At 37.9% G+C, this 22,122-nt stretch carries 21 protein-coding genes and 2 pseudogenes; 6 read left to right on the plus strand and 17 right to left on the minus strand.

Translation table 11 applies throughout. The features are described from left to right. Window positions 1-172: 172 nt before the first annotated feature. Together BABA_RS08265 and BABA_RS08270 are read right to left on the minus strand one after the other, a co-directional pair. Window positions 173-1,591: a tetratricopeptide repeat protein gene (locus BABA_RS08265; protein WP_007084704.1), complete on the minus strand. Its 1,419-nt coding sequence runs from the start codon at window positions 1,589-1,591 to the stop codon at window positions 173-175. Between the two features lie 159 nt (window positions 1,592-1,750). Then, window positions 1,751-2,206: a DUF2269 family protein gene (locus BABA_RS08270; protein ID WP_007084705.1), complete on the minus strand. Its 456-nt coding sequence runs from the start codon at window positions 2,204-2,206 to the stop codon at window positions 1,751-1,753. A 204-nt stretch (window positions 2,207-2,410) separates the two neighbouring features. Between BABA_RS08270 and BABA_RS08275 the strand changes: the two genes are divergently transcribed. Further along, on the plus strand, window positions 2,411-2,785 hold the full coding sequence (locus BABA_RS08275) for a DUF454 family protein (protein WP_268870148.1): 375 nt from the start codon (window positions 2,411-2,413) through the stop codon (window positions 2,783-2,785). A 40-nt stretch (window positions 2,786-2,825) separates the two neighbouring features. Here the strand turns inward: BABA_RS08275 and BABA_RS08280 are convergent, their stop codons facing one another. Continuing rightward, the gene (locus BABA_RS08280) at window positions 2,826-3,332 is read right to left on the minus strand and encodes a GNAT family N-acetyltransferase (protein ID WP_007084707.1); all 507 of its coding nucleotides are present in this window, start codon (window positions 3,330-3,332) and stop codon (window positions 2,826-2,828) included. Between the two features lie 34 nt (window positions 3,333-3,366). Next, window positions 3,367-4,188, minus strand: a complete 822-nt coding sequence (locus tag BABA_RS25990) for a DUF4362 domain-containing protein (RefSeq protein WP_007084708.1) — start codon at window positions 4,186-4,188, stop codon at window positions 3,367-3,369. 179 nt (window positions 4,189-4,367) lie between these two features. Here BABA_RS25990 and BABA_RS08290 point away from each other — a divergent pair, with 179 nt between their 5' ends. Continuing rightward, entirely contained in the window at window positions 4,368-4,688 is a 321-nt protein-coding gene (locus tag BABA_RS08290; RefSeq protein WP_157273143.1) for a DUF3889 domain-containing protein, read from the plus strand. 59 nt (window positions 4,689-4,747) lie between these two features. On the opposite strand, the gene BABA_RS08295 is transcribed toward BABA_RS08290, so the two are convergent. The 6 genes from BABA_RS08295 to BABA_RS27255 form a co-directional block, all read right to left on the minus strand. Further along, complete coding sequence (locus BABA_RS08295) at window positions 4,748-5,311, minus strand: uridine kinase family protein (RefSeq protein WP_235749620.1); 564 nt, start codon at window positions 5,309-5,311, stop codon at window positions 4,748-4,750. Between the two features lie 353 nt (window positions 5,312-5,664). After that, the gene (locus BABA_RS08305) at window positions 5,665-8,262 is read right to left on the minus strand and encodes an ABC transporter permease (RefSeq protein WP_007084712.1); all 2,598 of its coding nucleotides are present in this window, start codon (window positions 8,260-8,262) and stop codon (window positions 5,665-5,667) included. After that, entirely contained in the window at window positions 8,259-8,942 is a 684-nt protein-coding gene (locus BABA_RS08310; RefSeq protein WP_007084713.1) for an ABC transporter ATP-binding protein, read from the minus strand. Before BABA_RS08310 ends, BABA_RS08305 begins: the two co-directional genes overlap by 4 nt. 188 nt (window positions 8,943-9,130) lie before the next feature. Then, on the minus strand, window positions 9,131-10,132 hold the full coding sequence (locus tag BABA_RS08315) for a sensor histidine kinase (RefSeq protein ID WP_040345688.1): 1,002 nt from the start codon (window positions 10,130-10,132) through the stop codon (window positions 9,131-9,133). 1 nt (window position 10,133) lies between these two features. Continuing rightward, window positions 10,134-10,817, minus strand: a complete 684-nt coding sequence (locus BABA_RS08320; protein WP_007084715.1) for a response regulator transcription factor — start codon at window positions 10,815-10,817, stop codon at window positions 10,134-10,136. Between the two features lie 146 nt (window positions 10,818-10,963). After that, window positions 10,964-11,140: a hypothetical protein gene (locus tag BABA_RS27255; protein ID WP_157273141.1), complete on the minus strand. Its 177-nt coding sequence runs from the start codon at window positions 11,138-11,140 to the stop codon at window positions 10,964-10,966. Window positions 11,141-11,387: 247 nt separating this feature from the next. Between BABA_RS27255 and BABA_RS08325 the strand changes: the two genes are divergently transcribed. After that, window positions 11,388-11,633 (plus strand): hypothetical protein, encoded by a 246-nt coding sequence (locus BABA_RS08325; protein ID WP_007084716.1) that lies wholly within the window; start codon window positions 11,388-11,390, stop codon window positions 11,631-11,633. Window positions 11,634-11,747: 114 nt separating this feature from the next. Here BABA_RS08325 and BABA_RS08330 read toward each other — a convergent pair whose 3' ends face one another. Next, a complete protein-coding gene (locus BABA_RS08330) occupies window positions 11,748-12,461 on the minus strand; it encodes an MOSC domain-containing protein (protein WP_007084717.1) in 714 nt (237 codons plus the stop codon). A 191-nt stretch (window positions 12,462-12,652) separates the two neighbouring features. Here BABA_RS08330 and mprF point away from each other — a divergent pair, with 191 nt between their 5' ends. Further along, window positions 12,653-15,202: a bifunctional lysylphosphatidylglycerol flippase/synthetase MprF gene (gene mprF, locus BABA_RS08335; protein ID WP_007084718.1), complete on the plus strand. Its 2,550-nt coding sequence runs from the start codon at window positions 12,653-12,655 to the stop codon at window positions 15,200-15,202. A 147-nt stretch (window positions 15,203-15,349) separates the two neighbouring features. On the opposite strand, the gene BABA_RS08340 is transcribed toward mprF, so the two are convergent. The 3 genes from BABA_RS08340 to BABA_RS25995 all read right to left on the minus strand — a co-directional run bounded on the left by BABA_RS08340 (window position 15,350) and on the right by BABA_RS25995 (window position 18,724). Then, window positions 15,350-16,657 carry a VTT domain-containing protein gene (locus BABA_RS08340; protein WP_007084719.1) on the minus strand — a complete coding sequence of 436 codons (1,308 nt, stop codon included), beginning with the start codon at window positions 16,655-16,657 and terminating at the stop codon, window positions 15,350-15,352. Between the two features lie 66 nt (window positions 16,658-16,723). Next, window positions 16,724-17,971, minus strand: a complete 1,248-nt coding sequence (locus BABA_RS08345; RefSeq protein ID WP_007084720.1) for a cation:dicarboxylate symporter family transporter — start codon at window positions 17,969-17,971, stop codon at window positions 16,724-16,726. Between the two features lie 174 nt (window positions 17,972-18,145). Next, on the minus strand, window positions 18,146-18,724 hold the full coding sequence (locus tag BABA_RS25995) for a hypothetical protein (RefSeq protein ID WP_157273142.1): 579 nt from the start codon (window positions 18,722-18,724) through the stop codon (window positions 18,146-18,148). Between the two features lie 266 nt (window positions 18,725-18,990). On the opposite strand from BABA_RS25995, the gene BABA_RS08355 reads away from it, so the two are divergent. Beyond that, a complete protein-coding gene (locus BABA_RS08355; RefSeq protein ID WP_007084722.1) occupies window positions 18,991-19,617 on the plus strand; it encodes an NUDIX hydrolase in 627 nt (208 codons plus the stop codon). Window positions 19,618-19,683: 66 nt separating this feature from the next. On the opposite strand, the gene BABA_RS28035 is transcribed toward BABA_RS08355, so the two are convergent. Beyond that, window positions 19,684-20,295, minus strand: coding sequence for a DUF3231 family protein (locus BABA_RS28035; RefSeq protein WP_235749616.1), 612 nt, complete (start codon window positions 20,293-20,295; stop codon window positions 19,684-19,686). A 12-nt stretch (window positions 20,296-20,307) separates the two neighbouring features. Next, window positions 20,308-20,700, minus strand: coding sequence for a DUF3231 family protein (locus BABA_RS28040; RefSeq protein ID WP_235749618.1), 393 nt, complete (start codon window positions 20,698-20,700; stop codon window positions 20,308-20,310). A gap of 203 nt (window positions 20,701-20,903) precedes the next feature. Here BABA_RS28040 and BABA_RS08365 point away from each other — a divergent pair. Beyond that, window positions 20,904-21,326, plus strand: a pseudogene (locus BABA_RS08365) (VOC family protein). A 255-nt stretch (window positions 21,327-21,581) separates the two neighbouring features. On the opposite strand, the pseudogene BABA_RS08370 reads toward BABA_RS08365, so the two are convergent. Beyond that, window positions 21,582-21,997, minus strand: a pseudogene (locus BABA_RS08370) (VOC family protein). Window positions 21,998-22,122 lie beyond the last annotated feature (125 nt).

The following is a 22,122-nucleotide window of genomic DNA, read 5'->3' on the forward strand; positions in this document are numbered from 1 at the left end:
TGGTAAAACCCCCAGCCTTGTCCAATAAGGAAAAATAAAAAAAAGCGAATGACCTAAAGGTTTTTACCTTTTGAATCATCCACCTTGAATTAACAAGCTAACCACATGAGAAAGGGTGTCAGGCACCATGTGAAACATGGTGCCTGACACCCTTTTTCCCTTTATCAACTTGTTAACCTGTTTCTTGGTTGCTTTTTAGTTGGTTATAGATTTTTTGATAGGCTACGGCTTCTTTTGGTAATCCTTTATTTTGGTACATTTTGCTGATCTTTCGTACTGGTGAAGGATTTTTTGGCTGGAGTTCCATTTCCCACTGGAAGCAGTCAATGGCCTTATCGAATTGTTTAAATTCAGCATAGTAATCACCTAAATCCATCATGCGATCGGGATCTTCCACTAATTCAAACATTTCATTAATTTTTCTCAGCACTTCAGATTCCGGATATAATTTTTCAATAGCTAAAAGTTTATTATGAACGTCTGAAATATCATGCTCGTTAAGCATATTAACCGCAAGTTGGAAAATTTTATCCTCCAATTGCTTTGAATTTTCCGTGTGGGAGAGATGGTCCAATAAAGGAGCGAATTCGTCCAAGTGTGATAGAACGAAATTGGCATCGCACCTTTCCCAAATGATTTCTAGGATGGCATCATAGGAAGATGGTAGATCGTGAACAAATTTGAATAGGGATGAGGCTGCTTGCTCATAATTTTCCTCTTTAATCATCTTTTCCAAAATCACCTTTGAATCAGGTAACACTCGGAACGGATTGATGTCCAACTGACCTAAAATGAGCATCCATTCCTCCATTGTAACTAAGCCCATTGCAATATCCGTATACTTTTCAATGGTTTGAGGGTTTTGAAGCCGATCGACATGTTCCAACCATAGTAATAACGCAATTAAACTATCTTGTTTACATAAAATCTCTTCTAACACCATTCGTTCGTTTGAATGAGAGCGATTTTTGAAACAGTGTAATTCAACAAATAGAGGATCCTTTTGTACGATGGATGGGTAGTCTAAGGAATGGTAAAAATTGTGGTAGGGATTGAATTCGTGCGAATACAATCGTTCCTTTGCAGATTTTAATGAAGGTGCAAAATTGTATAAAATTTGGATGACCTGGAATGCCTTCATAAATTTTCCGTTTCTTCGGAGGTGATAGAAAATCTTATCAATCATCTCGATTAACTGAGCTCTTTCAAAAAAGGAGTCGAGTGTTGTTGCAATGTAGGCTACTTCCTGTAAAGAAAAATGAAGTTGTAATTGGGAGAAAAGTTTATGTTTATTTGGTATAGAAACGAATTGCTGAGGAATTAAGGCGGTTAAGATTGGATTGGGAGATTCTATGACAATACCTTCAAGCAGTGCTTTATTAATAAATGTGTCTTCTTCAATTTGATCAAGTTTAGCTCCGAAAACAAGCGTGTTTTTATAGTAAATTAGATAATATTTTTCACCATCTGCAGTTAAAACTTCAATTACCTTACTTCTTGCAAAAATTGAAGCCCGAATGACCTGTCCTTTTATGGCATGCTTTTTATTCTTAATGGAAATTTCCGTTGGCATCATCAATTCTTTATTCATTGTCCTATTGCCTCCCGTCAATTTTGATACTTAAGTTAGACACTTGTTAGGTTTATTATAACATATGTCAGTTATGTGGAATGCGGAGCATTAACTTTATCATTGGTGATTTTTGAAATGATAAAAGGCATGGCAGAATATAAGCCATACCTTTTGTTGCTAAAATGGTTTTAAGATCATGAGGGCAATAATAATGATAAAAATCACATTTTCAAGGTTTTCAAATTGAAACAGGACTTTTGATAAACGCCAATACTCTTCAGGAATCTCTTCACCTTTATGTGAGGCTAGTAACTCTTTAACCGGTTTTGACCTTGGTGAAAGGACAAGCGGACCAATAGCGAGCGCTGCCAAAAAGAGAACAAGACTTGTTACATACCATCCCATACGAAACAGGACGGGATTTAAAAAACCCATAGCCAAACCTGTGACAAGTAAAAGTGTGCCGCCAACCATCACAAATATATGTAATTTATGTCTAATCTTATATGAATGTCTTAATTCGGTCATTGTTTTCCCTGATTTAACAACAGTTGTTAAAATAAATCCTGGCCCCATTCCCAAAATAGCTGAAAAGATATGTATGAACACTACGACTTTGTAGAATGTAATCACTGGTGCCACCCTCCATTATCTGCTTGCTCCCATTTTACCATAAACAATGTGACTACAATGTGATATCTTGCTCAGTAATAAAGTTTTGTGGGTTTTCCACCATTAATTTCTCACAAGTAAAATGATATAATATAAGAAAACTAGGATTTTCCATGCACCTGAAAGGGGGCAGCCAACATAAAGAAATTCATTAAATTCATCTATATTTTTATAGGCTTTTTAGCACTAGGTCTTGGCATTTTGGGAATTATTTTGCCCTTATTACCCACCACGCCATTCTTACTATTAGCATCATTTTGCTTTGTGAAGGGATCAGAGAAGTTTGAACGCTGGTTCAAAGGGACAACCATCTATAAGCGTCATTTGGAAAACTTCGTGAAAGAGAGAGCGATGACCTTACAGCAGAAACTTACTATTCTGCTATTTGCCGACGTCATGATCGCCATCGCCTTCTTCTTTCTCGATAATATCATTTTAAGGGTTGTCCTGTTGCTAATTGTCGTGTATAAATACTATTATTTTATCTATAAAATTAAAACAGTTCAGGTTGTAAAAGCGAGCCAAAATAATACAAAATAAAGATGGCACCATCCAAATAGTTGGATGGTGCCAGTTGTTATCAATTTAAATCTAGAACCATATATTCATCATCATAATAAACACCATCTACCTTAAGTGCCTTTTCCTCTAATCCAAATGTTTTAAAACCTAGTTTTTGATAAAGTTGTTTTGCTTTATTATTACTTGCGATTACGCCTAGGTTTACTTTTTCAATAGTTTTGATCTCTTTTGCTTTATTGATCGCTTCTATCATTAATGCCTTCCCAATGCCTAGACCTTGTTTCTTTGGGGTAACATACATGGCAAAAATATTTGCGCGGTGCTGTATTTTTACTCGGTCTTCCTGAAGTAAAGTGACAACTCCGATCAGTTTATCATTCTCAAATGCTCCAAACGTGTAGTTTCCTTCCGTCGTAAAGTTACGGGCAATCTCTTCAACAGCATTTTCCCTTTTTACGGATTCTTCATAGCTTGTTAAAAACGCCTCCGGATTTTGCTTCAATGCTTCTAAACGTAACGCCCAGTAGCTCTCGGCATCTGATGGGTTTAGTAATCTAATTTCCACGATTGTGTTCTCCCCTTTGTTCAATTATGACTGTTCAACTGTCAGAGAGTGATTGATACGTTGTGTTGTTTTTTAAGATTTCAAGTATGTTATTGACTAGATTCGTCATTTTCCTGCCATCCGTACTCTTATCACATTCCGACCATTTAAAGTGGCGGCCACCGTCATTAATCCAAATAGTCAAGTCATAGCTTTCATATGACTTCTTATTGCATTTCGTTGAAAGCTTTTTGTCACCAAGGTAATTGGAAAGAATCATCTGTTTGTAAATTTGGTTCAATTCTTCTTTTGAAAACTGAAAATCACTTATGGCGACGGTCTTCCCGTTTTTTAAATCCTTTATTACTTCTTGACTTTTGGTATTGATTTTGTTTTTCAAACCTGCACCATACTTTAGCTCAAAGGCAAAATAATCTTGGTTCCCAACATCGTGGGAAATGGTTACCAAATCACTTATATCTGGGCACTCTTCAAGCAAATATTTGGTTTCCGTATTGGATTCCTGTTTTTGAATCCCTTTACAGACGTAGCTTCTTACTTCTCCCCCACCAAACTTATCCTTTGTTGAGTCTATTTTAATCGCTACCTTGTCCCCATCATATTCTAAGTCTTGAAAAATCGGGTCTCCTTCAATCGTATATTGTGTAAGTCGAACCTTATCCTTTTTTCCATTTTGCGTATTTTTCACAAAAAGATCTAACCGCTCAATATTTTCCAAACCTCCATGAATATTGACAACTTCGTTTTCAGTAGGTTTTTTAGGGTAATCATCTGAATGGGCTTTATCTAATTGGCAACCAGTGATAAAAGTACAGAATACTATTATAAATACAATAAGGTATGTTCTTTTTAGCATACTTACTCACTTCCTTTTAAAGAAGAGACGAGGTAAACCATACAAACGTTTCGTGCCCATCAGCTATTACTAAATTTAAACCTACTCTGTACAGGATAAAATTCATAAGTTTAGACCAAAAGTGACATGATAAAAATAAAAGCAAAGAGGGTAATGACTTGAGAAAACTGCTAACAGGTATGTTTGCCACAATTGTCTTTTTTTCTGTGAGTATACTACCACCAAAAATAATACATACAGCAACGGCACAACAAAAGCCGGTTCCTCCATATGCGAAGTTTGGAACCCTCGCTATGGAGAAAACCCATGAAAAATATCCTAATGCAAAAATCATTGATTATCTGCATATTGGAAGAATCACCGGCTCCCAATCCTCGACTGAAAAGTTTAAACTTTGGTTAAAAGATAACAGCAAAGAATTCGGCGTTTTCGTAAATATTGAATTTAACAATGAAACTGGGAAAGTCACTAATATCACTTTCAAGGAAACCTCCAGATGAAACTTAAGGTAGTCGTTTTAGTAAGGGACATTTTTCCTAATGTTCCTTTGAAACGCCCACTATCCTACTACTAGGTGTGCTCGATGATGGGGCTGATGTTCCTTCACATATAGATCCTCAGAAATCATCCAATTATCTTCCCACATTCCGCGTGCTTCTTCTCCATCTCTTTCAAGGCCGCGTACTAGCCTTGTCTCTCTAGGACAATCGATCCAAATAGTGTAATCGTAAAGATTTGATAGTTCGTTTCGTGTAGAATACACGCCTTCGATAATGACAATTCCTCCAATCGGAACTGGATGCCATTCTGCCAACTGATCTGATTTCCAATCGTAACGTTGATAATGCCCCTCTTTATTGCGCCTTATCGGTTCAAGCACCTGTTTTACTACCCGCTTCCAGTCAACATCAGCACCTATCGGTTTCTGCGTTGGCGTTGTTTCGATAATTTGATCTGATGGAAAATAAAAATCATCCATATGTACAACCGTTACGTCGGAACAATGCTCTTTTAAAAAATTTGCTAATGTACTTTTGCCTGAACCGCCGCAGCCATCGATACCGATTAATAGTGTCTTTTGCTTTCTAGGAATTTGGTCAAATGACTTTATGAATTGCTCTATAGAATGAAAGTTCCCTCTTTGGATAGGAAAATCCAATGAAATCCCACCTTTCATTATTTGAATTGGAAGTTACAACCTCACCAGGTACAAATATGCTTCCCTCTGCCAATGCAGTGTCATTGGGTACAAATAGGCTTCCCTCTGCCAATGCAGTGTCATTGGGTACAAGCTTCGTGAACATGTCTAACACCCCAAAATTTATTTTGATTGATAACAAAAAGAGCCGTCCGTCTAGAGGCTCTTATTCAAAAAAAAACATCTCGTTATCCTTTAAAGTGTTGTATTTTTCACAATTTTACCATTTATTTCTTTATATTCATACTAAGAATTCACATGGTGCCTGACACCCTTTTTTATATACTATCTTGTTTTAAGGTATCAACGATGTTTTCTTTTTTTACTTTGCTGCTGGAGTAGATCATGGCGGAACCGACGATGATAAATACGGCGGCGACCACGTAGATGATACTGATCCATGGCAGTGTGAAGCCATAGCGGAAGCTGTTCATCATAGACCTATGGATCAAATACATAACGGCAATGCTAATAGGTAGCCCATAGAGCAGTGCCTTGATGCCATAAAACATACTTTCATAATTAATCATTTTGTTAAATCCCTTAGGTGTCATTCCCACCGACTTCAGCATGGCAAATTCCCGTTTCCTTAAGGAAATAGAGGTCGAAATCGTATTAAAAATATTCGCAATCGATATCGCTGTAATTAAGGCAATAAAGCCATACGTAAATACCGACATGAGCATGATCATCTGTTCATCCTGTTGCCTGTTTTGATATACATTGTGAATATATAGGTTACCCTCTTTTATTTCTTCCATTTCCTGTTGAGTTTTCATTGGGTCATTGCTCTTCAGGTAGAGGTTCATCTGAACGGCTGGGCGTAGCTTTTCTGTCAGCATTTGATCCATGGCCTGTTCGGAGACAATGACTGTTACCCCACCAATTGCAGCCGGTGTAATCCCCATCGGTAATTTGTCAGACAGAGCAGCGACTGTCATATTACTTATAAATGTTTCTTTTTCACTGTTTACATAATGATAATTTAAATCAATACTTTCTCCCGGTTCCATATGGATAGCCTTCGCCTCAACATATTTTCCCGTTTCCATATCCTGATAGGGAACCGTATCAATAACAACGCCCGTCATATGCGCTGTATTTGTTAATTGTTTATAATCAGCACCAATTTCCTTGGCATATGCCTTTAGATTTTTCTCATTTAATGCATATAATCGCACATAAATAGGATATTTTCCGTTGTGAAGTATACTCTTATTCTGCTTCACCTCTTTACGTAATTCATCAGTAAGAGACGCTTCATCAATCCCGGTGTTCATTGTTAATTCTCTTACCATGCTTGATTCCGTTACGCCCTCAAGGGAAGAAAATGATTGCAGCATCCGCAATTTTGATTCAGTTAATTCATCTCCATTTGATACTGAAATATCATAATTCACTCCATCCTGTGAGAGCTCAAGCGATTTTTTCAAGTTGTCGGTAAAAACCGAAACGGTTAAAAACAGAACGATACTGATGACAAGCGAAAATACTGTGGCTTGGTACTTCCGTTTATTTCGTTTTAAATTTTTCAAGCCTATCTCTGCTTCAATACCGAATAGCTTTCGAACAAGCTTTGATGTTTTCACTGCTTTACCGGTCAGCTTCACCTCAGTTGTTTGGCGAATCGCATCAATAGCGGAAATTTTCGATGCCTTAATGGCCGGCAGGTATGTGGAGATGAAGATTGTTATCATCGAAACCGCACAGGCAATTAAGAGTGATAATGGTGTGACCGTCACGGTTAACTTCTCTTCTAAACCTAACGCCCCTTGAATAACCGAGTTAATGGACCAAAATGTAATCCCGATTCCGAGAAGACCGGCAATAATACCAATTGGAATACTGATGCAGCCAATGATTATTCCTTCAAAAAACACTGAATTACGCTTCTGTCTTTTCGTTGCGCCCACACTTGCAAGCATTCCTAAATGACGCGAACGCTCTGAAACAGAAATGGCAAAGGCATTATAGATTAATGAAACAGAACCAATAATAATAACCGCCATAATGATGGCCATTAAAGAAATAAGCGTGCGCTGCAGCCCATCATTACTTGTTACACCGTAATAGCGCAATAACTGATTGTTAAATTGCGGTGAGGTGATTTTTTTTTTCATAGCTAAATCCTTTGCATGGTCGTACAAGGAGCTCTTGACCTTTTTTAACACAACCGTTACATTAACAGGCTCATTTGCTCTAATAGTGCTTTCATCTACATAGCTAATAATCGTATACCCTGGCGCCCATGTTGGTTCCCATGTCGGACGTTTGATAACGCCTACAACCCTGTAGCTTGCAGTCTTTTTATTAATCAAACTCTCAGATATTTTCTCATTCTCTATTTGTAGGGGGTCCTGTTGTTCAAAGATATGATCCGTAACGCCAAGCATGGTGCGCTGCCCGACCTCAAGGGTTATCTGATCGCCAATCTTGTATTCTACTTTGGCGTTCGTGGCAATATGCTCCGAAAGAACAACCTCATTACTTGCTTTTGGCAGCCGCCCGCTGCTCAATTCAATCGGAAACTGTTTAAATCCTTGGGCATTATACTCTTTGACAAACAAGTAAGGTTTGCTTTCATTCTGGCCGCCTTCTAATAGGGCGTAGCCGAGATCACGTGAAAGAACAACCTTTTTTGTTTCCCCATCGTTTTTAATCGCCTTAAGCTGCTCTTTATTTACATCCTTATAAAGGACATGCCACTCACCTTCACTCGCAATTGTCTGCCTTTGCATTAAGTCCATAAAGGAAACACCGAGGGTTGCCACTGCGGTCACCATAGCTACAGAGATAATGACGCCAATAATGGTTACAAGCGAACGCCGTTTGTTGTGCTTCAAATGCCTGACCGTTAATTTATTGACAATATTCACGGTCGAATCACCTCATCCCTGGCGATTCTGCCATCTTCAATCGCAATGACTCTGTCGGCTTGCAAGGCAATTCGTTCATCATGGGTAATAACTAACAACGTTTGCTTATACGTTTTATTAAACATTTTTAGTAAATCGATAATTTCACTACTATTCTTACTATCTAAATTACCTGTAGGCTCATCGGCAAGCATGATTGCAGGATTACTGATTAACGCCCTGCCGATAGAAACCCGCTGCTGCTGCCCACCGGAAAGCTGATTCGGAAGGTGGTTTAAGCGATTCTCCAGTTTGAGAATTTTCACGATCTCATAAAACTGCTTCTTATCAACCTGGTGTTCATCGAGCAAAAGTGGCAGGGTAATATTCTCTTCTACTGTCAAAACCGGAATTAGATTGTAAAATTGATAGATTAAACCAATTTGTCTGCGTCTAAAAATCGCCAACTGTGTTTCATTTAGGTTATAAATATCCGTGTTATCAACAAGCACTTTTCCGCTTGTGGGCCGGTCAACGCCGCCAAGCAGATGAAGCAGGGTCGATTTTCCTGAACCAGACGGACCAATAATCGCGACAAATTCGCCTTTTTTCACTGAAAAAGAAACATCATCAAGTGCCTTAACTGCCGTCTCGCCTTTACCGTACATTTTAGTCAGATGTTCTATTTTTAAAATATCCATTGTGGTAAAACCTCCATATTTACTGATGATATTAGTTTATCTGGCTAAAATGACTTTACAGTGACTGTTAAATGACAGTTTAGTCACTTAATGCTTTATTTCAATAACAAAAAATGACACTTTGCCCGTAAGGCGCCTTATCCACCAATAAAGTGCTCCTATCCGCCAGTTGAACATCTGTCTCAAGCTTAAGTCACTTGTTTATAAAATTTAATCCGAAATTGCGTCCCCTCACCCGTCTTACTCCTAACTTCGATATCACCATTTTGATGAGTAATAATACTATGGGCCATTGCTAGGCCAATACCTACGCTGTCTTCACTGGCATTCTTACCTTTGTAAAAACGTTTAAAAAGATATGGAAGATCTTCCTTCGCGATACCTTTTCCGCTATCAGTTATGATAAATTCAGTAAACAACGCATTTTCCGAAAAAGTAATAACAATCTTGCCACCCGTGGGGCTATGCTCTACACAATTTTTCAAAATATTAATGACGGCCTCAGCCGTCCAGTTAAGATCGCCAACAAATGAAGTGGAATCATCACCCTCAACGGAAACAGTTTGTTCCTTAATATCCATCGAAATCAGCATGGGCTCTAATGCTTTTTGAATCAGTTTTTTCACAGCTATTTGATCTTTTTTGAATGAAACTGTTCCAGCATCTATCTTTGATAGCTTTAATAATGAAGAAACAAGCCAGTCGATTCGTTCAAGCTGAATGCGGATCGTCCGAGTGAATTCTTGTCTTTTTTCGGAAGGGAGCTTGGTATCGCTTAACAAATCAGCCATCATCATCATCGAGGTAAGTGGGGTTTTCAGCTGATGCGAAATGTCGGAAATCGCATTGGTGAGCTGGGTCTTATCCTGCTGCAAAAGCGAACCTTGTTCAGATAACATGATGGTCACTTTATAAATATTGTTTTTTAGGATACTTAACTCGCCCTCAACGTTATCACGCACATCTAGCGAATAATCGCCGCCGCTAATTTGACGTAAATACCGGGACAGGTTTGCGATTTCACGATATCGCCAACCCGTAAAAATAAGGCTGCAGCCTATTAACAAAATAGAAATGATCAAAACGAGAACCATAACAGCTGTTGAATAAAATGCTGCAACGACAATGCCCCCTAAACTGATCAGGCACATTGACAGTAGAAACACTCGTACCTCACGATTACGCACCATGCTAATCACCGACCTTATAGCCAAATCCGCGTACTGTTTTGATAATTTGTGGTCTTTGCGGATGGTCCTCTAACTTTTCCCTTAGTCTTTTTATGTAAACCGTTAAGGTATTATCATTAACGAAGTCCCCGGCAACATCCCAAATCCGTTCCAAAAGCTGATTTCGTGAGAGAACCTGGCCAATATGGTTCGCAAAGATTAAAAGTAAGCGGTACTCTAGGGCTGTTAACAGAATTTCTTCACCATTTTTATAGACTTTTCCTTCGAGGGTATTAATATTGACGCTTTGTATTTCAATAATAACTTTGGATTGCGGCTGTTTTTGGTATCTTCTTAGCACAGTTTTAATCCTAGAAATCAGCTCGCGAACCCGAAATGGTTTCGTTATGTAATCATCCGCACCCATATCAAGTCCCATTACGACATTGACCTCATCATCAATCGCGGTTAAAAAAATGACAGGAACATCACTACGCTCCTTCACGAGCTTACACAATTCATATCCGCTCCCGTCTGGCAGGGATAAATCAAATAAACATAATGAGATTTTATCCAATTCCGCTGCTATTACCTTTTTCGCAGATGAGGCATCATGGCAAAGAATCGTGGAAAACTGATCCTGTTGCAACGAATATTCCAGTCCAAATGCAATCGTTTTATCATCTTCCACAAGCAAAATTTTCATCATCACATCCTCCTTCCACCTCTCCATTATAACAGCACAAAAAGGTGTCAGGCACCATGTGAAATTTTCACATGGTGCCTGACACCCTTTACAAGTTTATGACAATGAAATAGAGAATTATCTCCAGTATATGATTTTCCAGCACCTTATTGTAATCTTGGTTCGTTTTTAAGCTTTACGTTGTTTTTGAATGTGAGATTTTCGGGATTTGAATTGTTTGTGAGGTGTTTATATGCATCCCACTGTGACATTAAAGGTTGAATCTGATGTTCAGGTACGACGATTCCCTTTTTTTCTAAGTGTTTGAAAATACTTTCAGTCATTCTTCTCTACCCCTTTCATGATTTCATTAAGTTATTCCTGATGAAAAAATCATGAGGTCCCCTTGGTTTTATTATATCAGTTTCCCTAACAAATTGTAAGCGTTTTCAAAATATTTAGGCTTTTAATAAATTTCTACAGCAAAAGGGGTATTTTCAACCCTTTCAATCCCTTAAATCTAAGGGAATACCAGATTGCAGTACGGTTAAACTATAAGAGGTTACACCCTAAAATGAAGGTGGTGTTTGCATGTCAGATTTTGTGGAATCAATCGATTATGAAACAGGCACTTCTATTCAGACGTTCAACATTATTGAGACAAAAAAAATTTCTGAGGGTTATGAGATACTTTTAGAACTCGATTTGGACAGTGGTTATGTACTGGAAGGCGTTAAGATGAACATCACCAATGAGGATTTCACGGCATACGAAACAAATGATATTCAAGAAGTAGTTAAATATGCTTTAGGATTCTTTGATCAAGCAAAACATTAAAAAATAAATACAATATTAAAGATGATGATAGAGCCTGGGAAGATGACCGCCTTTAAAGGAGGCATCTTCCCCTTTCAGCATCTTGGGTTTTTAACAGCTGACCTTAGCAGTATCCTATTCATTTGGTCCGAAAACCCGGCTACGGATATCCGGGGCACCGGGATCTTGCTTTTCTATCCGCTTAGCTAATGTAGCTCTCATGCCAGGGGCAAGCAATTCGCAACAGGCAAGTTCCTGCATATCTGAAAAGTTCTGTTGCCTCGCATGGATCACTTGATTTGCTTTTTGGATTGTCCATTGCGGATACGGGCGGTCAAGTAAGGTAAAGGATTGCCCCGCCTCTACAAATCCTTCTCGTAAAACGCGAAAATACCAGCCCGTTTTGCCCGTATTTTGCAAAAGCAGTGCCAGATTTTTTACTTTAAAACGGCGTGCGGGTTTCCAGCATGGTTGTCTAGGTTGCGAAACTTGAATTACCGCCTCACCAATTTGGAAGGTATCACCTATGGCAATCATTTCCTCTGTTATATGTTCCATAACCAAGTTTTCTCCCATGCCGCCGGCTGTTATCTCAGAATTCCCCAGTTCCTTTTGCCAATATAAATAATTTTCAAGTGAATAGGCAAACACAGCTTTTTCTGGCCCGCCATGGTGCTCCAAATCTCCCTGTCCATCACCCGATAAGCCAGTTTTCCCAACCCAGATTGGCCCTTCAACAGGCTCTTTAAAAATTGCACTTGTCCATATCCGTTCCATTGGATTTGCTGCCTCTTTACTGCCAATTGTTTTTGGCAAACCCACAAAGATTTTATTTAGCGTGATTTCCACTATTACTCACTCCTTTGATAATTTCTGTTATATACATTCTACTAGTCTCGATTTTATATTAAACCATCCTTACGAATATTTGGATACTTTCTATGCAAAATACAGATATGCTTCATATGTTTTTAATGGCTACATTTCCGTATGTTTATTTAGAGTTGTCAATGCCTTGCAAACAAGGAGAAAATAGGTGAATGAGTATGAAAAAGATAAATAAAGAAAAGATCATATTATTCCTAAAAATTTTATTTCCGATGATCTTATTAGTTCTTGCTGGATATGAAATAAAAAAATTCACCGGAAATATGAATGTTCAGTTGTTTCGCCATGAAGTAAATCAATTGCATTTGGCCAAGATGGTCTTGATATTTCTCATTACCTTTTGCGCCATTTTCCCGATGTTTTTCTATGATGTAATTTTAGTCAAAATTTTGGGCTTTAAAATGCCGATTAAAGAGCTGGTAAAAAAGTCCTTTATTGCGAATACCTTTTCAAATTTAATAGGCTTTGGAGGTCTTGTTGGCGCTACACTGAGAACCTATTTCTATCATGAAGCTGAGGCCGACAAAAAAATACTGGTAAAGAAAATTGCCTCAGTTTCGCTGTTTTATCTCACTGGAATCTCTTTGCTTGCTTGGACTGTTCTTATCAGTTACCAACGGACTCCTCTATTGCATGATAAAAAATGGCTCCTTTGGGCCGTAGCAGTGGTAGGTTTGTATCTGCCAATTTTTATCTCGATCTATTTTATTCAACGAAAAAAACGAGCAGAATCTATGATAGAATTTGGAATGGCGCTCAAACTGATCATGGTTTCGTTACTCGAATGGATTGCCATTTTCCTTGCTATATGGTTATTATGTTTGATTTTGAAAATCTCGATTGACTTTGCCGGGCTTGTATCCGTTTTGATCGTTGCTTCATGCGCCGGAATTATTAGCATGATTCCCGGCGGCTTAGGATCCTTTGATTTAGTTTTTATTTGGGGTACTCATGTCTTAGGTGTTCCGGAGGAGCAAGTAGTCGTCCTTCTGCTATTTTACCGGATTGGCTATTTTATTCTTCCATTTTTACTGGGGCTAGTTTTATTCATAATGGATTTTTGGAACAGGTGGAATCAATCGTGGAATGATGTTCCTAATGCCATCCTGGGGAGAATTAGCCATATCCTTTTAACCTTTTTGGTCTTTCTGTCAGGACTTGTTTTACTTCTTTCAGCAGCCGTCCCAGGAATTATCGGAAGGCTTAAGATTGCTCAAGAATTCTTATCCTTTCCGATCATGAATATCTCACATCAACTATCAGTAGCAACTGGTTTTATCCTGCTCGGGCTATCCCGAGGTATTCAATACAAAGAGAAGCGGGCATACCACCTAACCTTAGTCGTTTTAATCTTTGCGGCTTTATTCACCTTCTTGAAAGGGTTTGATTATGAAGAAGCATTGTATATTTTAATTGTTGTTTTGCTCTTAAGTGCATCAAAAAAACGTTTTTATAGGGAGCGTTTTGTTTTAAATTGGGGCAAAACTATTTTTGATATCGGTATGTTTGTGGTTATTACCTTTATGTTTGTATTAATTGGTTATCTCAATTTGCCTTCTTCTGAAATTAAAATGAATCCAAAGCTCTCACCCTATCTCATAAAAGACTATCGTGATTTATTTAAAAGTGCTGGGATCGGTTTAGTTATCGCGATGTTTCTTTTTTTCTTCGGCTATTTGTTTAGACGGAATAGAAAATGGGAGCTAAAAACATCCATTACCCAGGAAGAGAAAATCATGGACCATTTGGATCATTATAACGGAACGGTCCTAACACATTTAATCTTTTTACATGATAAATTTATTTATTGGAATAAAAAAGACAACGTCATGTTTGCCTATCAGGCTTATGCGGACAAGCTTGTGGTTCTCGGTGACCCTATTGGAGACCACGATGAATTACCACTTGCCATTGAAGAATTCCGAGAAACAGCGGATCTCCATGGGTATACGCCTGTTTTTTATGAAGTCAGCGAGAAAATGCTCCCATTTCTGCATGAAAACGGTTATGACTTTTTCAAGCTCGGCGAGGAGGCTTATGTTGACTTAGAAGGCTTTTCATTTGGCGGCAAAAAAATGAAAGGAGCCCGCGCAGTAAAAAACAAGTTTGAACGAGAAAATTATCAGTTTGAGATTGTATCTCCTCCTTTTCATGCAGATTTAATGAAGGAACTTAAGGATATCTCTGATGAATGGCTACAAGGAAGAACGGAAAAAGGTTTTTCCCTCGGTTTTTTTGATGAGACTTATCTCAATAAAGCGGAAATAGCCGTTGTTAGAGCAAACGAAGTGGGGATTCTCGGATTTGTCAGCCTGATGCCGGTTTATGATCAAAACCAAACGATCTCATTGGACATGATGCGCTTTAAGAAGGATTCGCCAAACGGAACGATGGACTTTGTTTTTCTATCATTATTTGAATGGGCAAAAGAGCAAGGATATCAATCCTTTATTATTGGGATGGCTCCCTTATCAAATGTTGGGCTGTCAAAATTTTCATTTTTAAGTGAAAAGGTTGCTTCGCAAATATTTTTGCATGGGCAATTTTTCTATTCATTTCAAGGGTTAAGAAAATTCAAAGATAAATATGCCGATATGTGGCTCCCTAAATATTTAGCTTTTCGAAGGAAATCTTCACTGCCTATTACCATGACACAAATTACCCTGTTAATAGGTAAGAAACGACCAAAATCAAAACAGTAGTCGTGATTCATTTACTACTGCAATCCATAGATTGACGGAAATCGCAACCTGAAATTTCACCAAATATTAACCAAAGAAAGATTGGCTTTTCGAGCCAATCTTTCTTTGGTTTTAGAATTTATGAAGAATAAAATGCACCTAATCTTATTAATTAGCTTTGACTTCAATATGGAAATTTCGCAGCAAACGAAAAAACTCTAGTCCAAGGATATTTAAACTTAACCAAACTCCACCAAATATATATCCCACCACAATATCACTAGGATATTGAACATTAAAAAAGATACGGCTAACTGCTATGAAAAATAATAAAAACAGGGCTCCGGCAACAGTTGCTGTATGAAGTCGTGCTTTACCGGTGTATCGCACTATTACAAAAATGGCAAAACCATAGATGACAAGTACCATTAATGACTGTTCACTTGGAAAGTTATTGAACAAGTCCTGCGCGGAAGTTTGATTATTAGGTGCCAAGCTATGGAATAGACTTCTTAAACTTTCTTCAAATAATTCTCCACCTGAAACAATAAGCATCCATGTAATGGTTTCAAGAACTTTATTTCTCCCCTTCCATAATATCCATATTAATGTAAAGACACATAAGCAAAAAAGGACTTTAGACGTCCCTAGAAAAGAGAAAGCCTGCATGACAGAAGTCCACTCATGTCCAAAAGTAGACGGAACCAAAAAGGTCATCGTTTCATCGAATTCTTGAAACTCATTTGTTAACAAACTTTGAATGACTTCGATCATTAAGACACTAAATACAAGTGTGATGACAACGGTGCTCACAATTAATATCCCTGTTCGTCTTCTTGACTTCAATAATTTCATCATTTTGTTGATCCATAAAATGGCTGCATCTTTAATTTGTTGTTTCTTTCTACGGTATACATAAACAAGAACCAAGATGATTAAAGCGATAATTATGCCAATTATAAGATATTTTTTTATGGATGCATGGAATTGATCCCATTTTGGTCCTAGTATTTTACCTAGCGAAATAAACGTGGCAACCCAAATAAATGCACCACTATAGGCATATAGAGCGTAGGTACGAAATTTGAGATTTGTAATCCCTGAAAAATAGCCCGTGAAATGTCTTACTCCGGGGATAAAATAAGCAATGATTAGCAACTTATTCCCATACTTACTAAACCATTTAGAGGTGTTTTCTATTCGTTCCGGGCCTAGGTGGAATTTCCTACCGTATTTTTCAAAAAAAACAGTACCATATTTTTTACCTATCCAATAAGCAATGGTCATTCCAATTGAACTCCCCAAGCCAGCAACGATAATACTGGTAAACCATCCCTGATGTCCTTGGTAGACAAGAAATCCAGTGTAACTCATAATGAGCTCACCCGGTAGTGGGAGTGCTAACAGCTCAAGTGTAAGCGCGATAAATAACAATACATATCCATACTGATCCAGATAAGATGTAATAACACCCACAGACAACCCTCACTTTTATGATTATACGAAAGCAGGGAACCATCATAAAGGGTTCCCTGCTTAATATTAAGCTGCGTTTTGTTCCTGACGATCATCAAGGCTATGGCCTTCCCATTTGGTAATCACAATAGCCGCTAATGAGTTTCCGACAATGTTTACACATGTACGTGCCATGTCCAAGATTCGGTCAATACCGGCAATAAATGCAAGTCCCTCGGCAGGGATTCCCACACTGCCTAATGTAGCAAGAAGTACGACAAATGATACCCCCGGCACCCCAGCAATTCCCTTGGAGGTTAGCATCAGGACAAACACTAATGTAATTTGCTGTCCGATGCTCATCGGAATTCCATACATTTGTGCAATGAACATGGCCGCAATCGCTTGATAAAGGGTCGATCCATCTAGATTAAAGGAATAACCGGTCGGAATGACAAAAGAAGTAATCGACTTCGGACAACCGATTTTCTCCATCTTCTCCATAAGTTTCGGTAGAACGGTTTCTGAACTCGCAGTCGTATAGCCCAAAATCAGTTCGTCCTTTAAATACCGGATTAGTTTAAAAACATTATACCCGGCAATCTTAGCCACTAACCCCAAAACTACTAAAATGAAAAAGATCATTGACCCATATACAACTAAAACCAGTTTTCCCAGTGGAATTAGCGAGGTGATCCCAAATTTAGAAACGGTCACACCAATCAAGGCAAAAACACCAAATGGTGCTAATTTCATAATCTGGTTTGTGACAAAAAACATCGCATCTGCCGTTCCTTTGAAGAAATTAAGAATAGGCAGGCCTTTCTCGCCAATCGCCGCCACTCCAAGCCCAAACATAACGGAGAAGAAAATGATCGCAAGCATATCGCCATTTGCAAGCGACTGCATGATATTGGTAGGAACAATGTTCACCACTGTATCAATCATTGAATGTGATTCCGTTTTTTCAGCTGTGCTTACATAACTGTTAATATCCGTCTTCGTTAATTGGGAACGGTCTACCCCAAGCCCAGGTTGAAATACATTCGCGGCAAGAAGGCCAACAATGATGGCAATTGTGGTAATAATTTCAAAATATAGCAGTGTTTTGCCACCAAGCTTTCCCAAAGACTTCATGTCACCAACGCCTGCAACACCAACGATAAGACTTGAAATAACAATCGGAACAACTATCATTTTAATTAAACGAATAAATATATCACCAATTGGCTGGAGATAGCTTGCTACCTGCGGATTGCCATAAAAAGCTGCTCCGACTGCAATACCTAGAGCAAGTCCAATGAATATCTGCCATGCTAAACTAATTTTCTTCATCAACATTTCTCCTTTTGTTTTATATAAAAAGTTGATTAACACTAAAAATGTCTTCATTGAAGTTATTATTTTAGAATAACATGCAATACAAAAAAAAAAAAGAAGTTTTGGAGTTAATTTAAACATAAGAAAACCTTGCCAGCAAAATTGGCAAGGTTTTCTATTTGGCTATACTTATTTCTGTAATTTTGATCCAATCCCCACATATTTCCTTACAGCTTTCCTCCAGACCAAAAAGCCATATTCCATTGTCGATAATGTCAGCCCCAGCCAGGAAAATAAACACGAACCGTGATAGATTTCATATGTAGAAGATTGGATTTTTTCAATTGACTTCATTTTCTGAGGCTCTAAACTTTTTTCGACCTCTCTACCTGGAATCTCCTGCTCCTCTAGTGACCCTTCCGTCTGCACAGGACTTTCCTTTGCATTCTTCTCAAAAAGTTCCTCACCGGTCATCACTGCCATTGATTTCATGGCCTCCGTTATTACCTTCGCAATTTCATCCTTTGAAAAAGCCTTAATTGAAATCCAACCTCGCGGATCTACTTCGTACCCATGTTTCTCAATAATTTCTTCTGACAAATACTTACCGTTCACATAGCCATTTCCACTTGGATGTAATTGCGTAGCCAACACTTGCCCCTTTTGATTACTTTCCGGATAAATAAAACTTACTTTCCCATTACTAATCTTCTTTTCCTTTAGTTTAAATGAATGAAAAATAGCCTTTTTTTCCTCAAAAGATAACACTTGAATGACTCCCTTCCAAATTTCCAAGGATAAGTTTTCCATTGTTACCTTTATTATAACAGATACAGTTTACAACAATGACCTTATCTAGAATCGCTTTATAAATTCAACATTTAATAAGGCTTATTTTAGTTACTAATTATATAATGCATTTCCCTCTTTTTGGAAAAAACAAGTAAAACTTGTTGCACGAACAGGTTGAATATATTATTCTATATACATAGAAATTCTACATATATAGAATATTTATATAAGGAGAACAAACAATGGAGAATGAGTTAGTAAGAGTTTTTGATAACCAGCGGAATCCTATTGGAGTAGCAACTAGGGAGGAAGTGCATCGACAAGGACTTTGGCATGAATCTTTTCATTGCTGGATTGTTAGCCGTGAGGAGGAAATTGATTATCTTTATCTTCAGCTTCGATGTGACCTGAAAAAAGACCACCCAAATCTTTTTGATATAACTTCAGCAGGTCATTTATTAGCACATGAATCGGCAGAAGATGGCATTAGAGAGATCAAGGAAGAATTAGGACTTGATGTTGCCTTTAATGAACTAATACCATTGGGAATCATCAATTATTGCGTCAACCATGAAGACTTACTTGATAATGAACTTGCACACACATTTTTATATAAAAAAAACCTGGGATTTGATGAATTTAGCTTACAAAAAGAAGAAGTTTCAGGCATCATCAAAGTGAATTTTGCTGATTTTATTGATCTTTGGTCGGGTGTTAAACCAGAAATAAATATCAGCGGATTTGAGATAAATCATATGGGTGAAAAGCTCGTTATCGATGGAATGGCTGATAAAAGTAGATTTGTCCCACATGGGCTTTCATTTTATGAAACAATCATTCAGTTGATTCAAGAAAAACTAACTGAATGAAGCAAACCCGTATTGCGGTAATCAAAATGGCGAATAGTTTTGTCACTGTTCGCCTGTTTTTGGGGTTCATTTCTCTGAACCTTGTGCCAGAGATTTTCTGTCAATCGCTTCAGGTTGTTTTTCTAGCCATCCATGTTTAACCATAATATTGAAAGAAGATGCACCAGCCTCCATAGCATGGGTAAATACTTTATAATAGTTCACAATTATATCCGATCTAAAGCTGGAACCTAATGATGCACCATAATAGGAAAGAGCCGCATTTACTAAAAACGCTGCGTGAAACATGATCAATTTGTCCGAAAAAGGATTTACAGTAGAATCAGTGATCTCAGCATCCCATTTCTCAGGTATTGGTAAATGATCTTGTCGTAATATAGCGTCAAAGCTATCCGCATCTTTCCCTGCTAATTTAACGTTTTTCAACATAAAATTACGAACTTCCTCCAGCTCCGCCACTTGACTGAAAGCCAAGCTGAGCGAACTGATAAATCCAGTTTTCGTTGAATTAAAGAAAAGGGTACTGATTTCCGAACTATTCAGTGGTCTTTTATCGCCAATTAAATTTGAAATGATTCCTGTGGATTCAATAAACTTCGCCCCATGAGGTGTAGGAATAGAGGGGACACTTGAAAATTTGGGTTGGTTTTTAGCTAATTCAACTATTTTTTGGAACAATTCCTTGGATGTTCATTCAAAAAAATAATTTTGAATGTCTTGTCGTTCCGAGTTTGTAATAGCTAGGCTATAAGCGGTTAACCCATGAATTGTCATAATATAGGAGTAAAATAGTAGAAATTGGTCAGAAAAAAGACGCGGGACATTAACATTCACGTCACTCTCTGTAAATCCTTTTGGGACTTGAAAATTTGCACTTTTCAAGAATTCTTTGATTTTCGTTAAATGTCCTTCAGCTAACTGTAAAGAGAATTCTAATATGGGTTTTATTTCGTTTCTTTCAACAATGTTAAGAAAATATTTGTAAACACATATAGCCATACTATCGCCTGTAAACTGTAACCAAAGGGCGGATACTTCTGCAGCGGTTAAGCTGTTTGTATTTTTTTTTCTAAAAATCCCCAAAGAAAATACCTCCCTATTTTTATTTTGTTATTCTGAGATATTTTATGGTATTGGTTATGAATTATACAGATTAACTCCATTATTTCTTGTTCAGTACGCATATTTTTCCCTCCTCTATTTTTATATTATAATTGAATGAATATCTAACAGGATGTGTAGTAGTCAATAGAAAAACTTTGTATATTAATAGGAGGCATTTAATGATGAAACCACGAATTACTGTTATCACCTTAGGTGTAGACAATTTAGAGAGATCGGTAGAATTTTACCGTGAAGGATTAGGGTTACCAACGGAGGGGATCCTTGGAAAAGAATTCGAGCATGGAGCCGTTGCCTTTTTTGACTTGCAAGCGGGGTTGAAGCTCGCTCTATGGAGCCGCAAAAATATTGCCCACGAGGCGAAGGTTATTCAAACCGCACCAAATCCCACCGAATGTACAATTGGCCACAATGTAGAAAGTAAAGAAGAAGTAGATCGAGTATTGGAGCTAGCTAAAAAGGCTGGTGCCATTATAACAGACCCTGCGCATGATGCTTTTTAGGGTGGATATTCCGGCCATTTCCAAGACCCAGATGGGCATTTATGGGAAGTTGTCTGGAATCCAGCATGGGAGTTTCAAGATTAACAATTACTTGTAGTAGAACTAGATATACATAAAAGTATATAAAACCACAATCGAGTGCGTGATTTTTCACGTATGATTGTGGTTTTTGCACTGCTATAGAGCTTTTCTCCCTATTATTTAGCGGAAATAATGTACTACACACCCGTTTTTCGGAGAATTTAAAAGTTTTATCGGTGTATTTCAAAGGCGGTGCCTGAACCCCAACAGGTTAAAGCTTTAACGCATCGAGGGACAGGCACCGTTATCCAATATGTGTTACGCCTGGTTAATTGCATTTTCATCCATATAAACGACTTCCCAAATATGACCGTCTAAGTCCTGGAACCCCCATCCATACATAAATCCATGATCTTGAGGGGCATTCGAAGGTTTACCGCCAGATGCCAGTGCTTTATTTACCAATTCGTCTACTTGATCCCGATTTTCAGCTGATAAACAGAAAATCGCTTCGGCAGAAGTAGTAGCATCGACAATATCCTTCTTACTAAACTCTTTGAAACGTTCTTCGACCATTATCAATGCGAAGATATTGTCGTTAATGATCATACTGGCTGTAGTCTCATCACTGAATTGGGGATTGAATTCAAAACCTAGTCCCGAAAAAAGTTGCTTGATTTGTTCAGATCTTTCACGGGTAAATTGATAAAGATATTTTTGGATTTAAATGCCATTTATTATCACCTCATGCTGACGTTATCACAAGCAACAAAACAAAGTCAACTAAGGTTCGGTTTTTATAAAAACATAATTACATTGGAGTTAAGCTGATGAATATATATAGTTCAATGTTTTGTTT

Origin of the sequence: Neobacillus bataviensis LMG 21833, assembly GCF_000307875.1 — a bacterium.
Taxonomy (GTDB): domain Bacteria; phylum Bacillota; class Bacilli; order Bacillales; family Cytobacillaceae; genus Neobacillus; species Neobacillus bataviensis.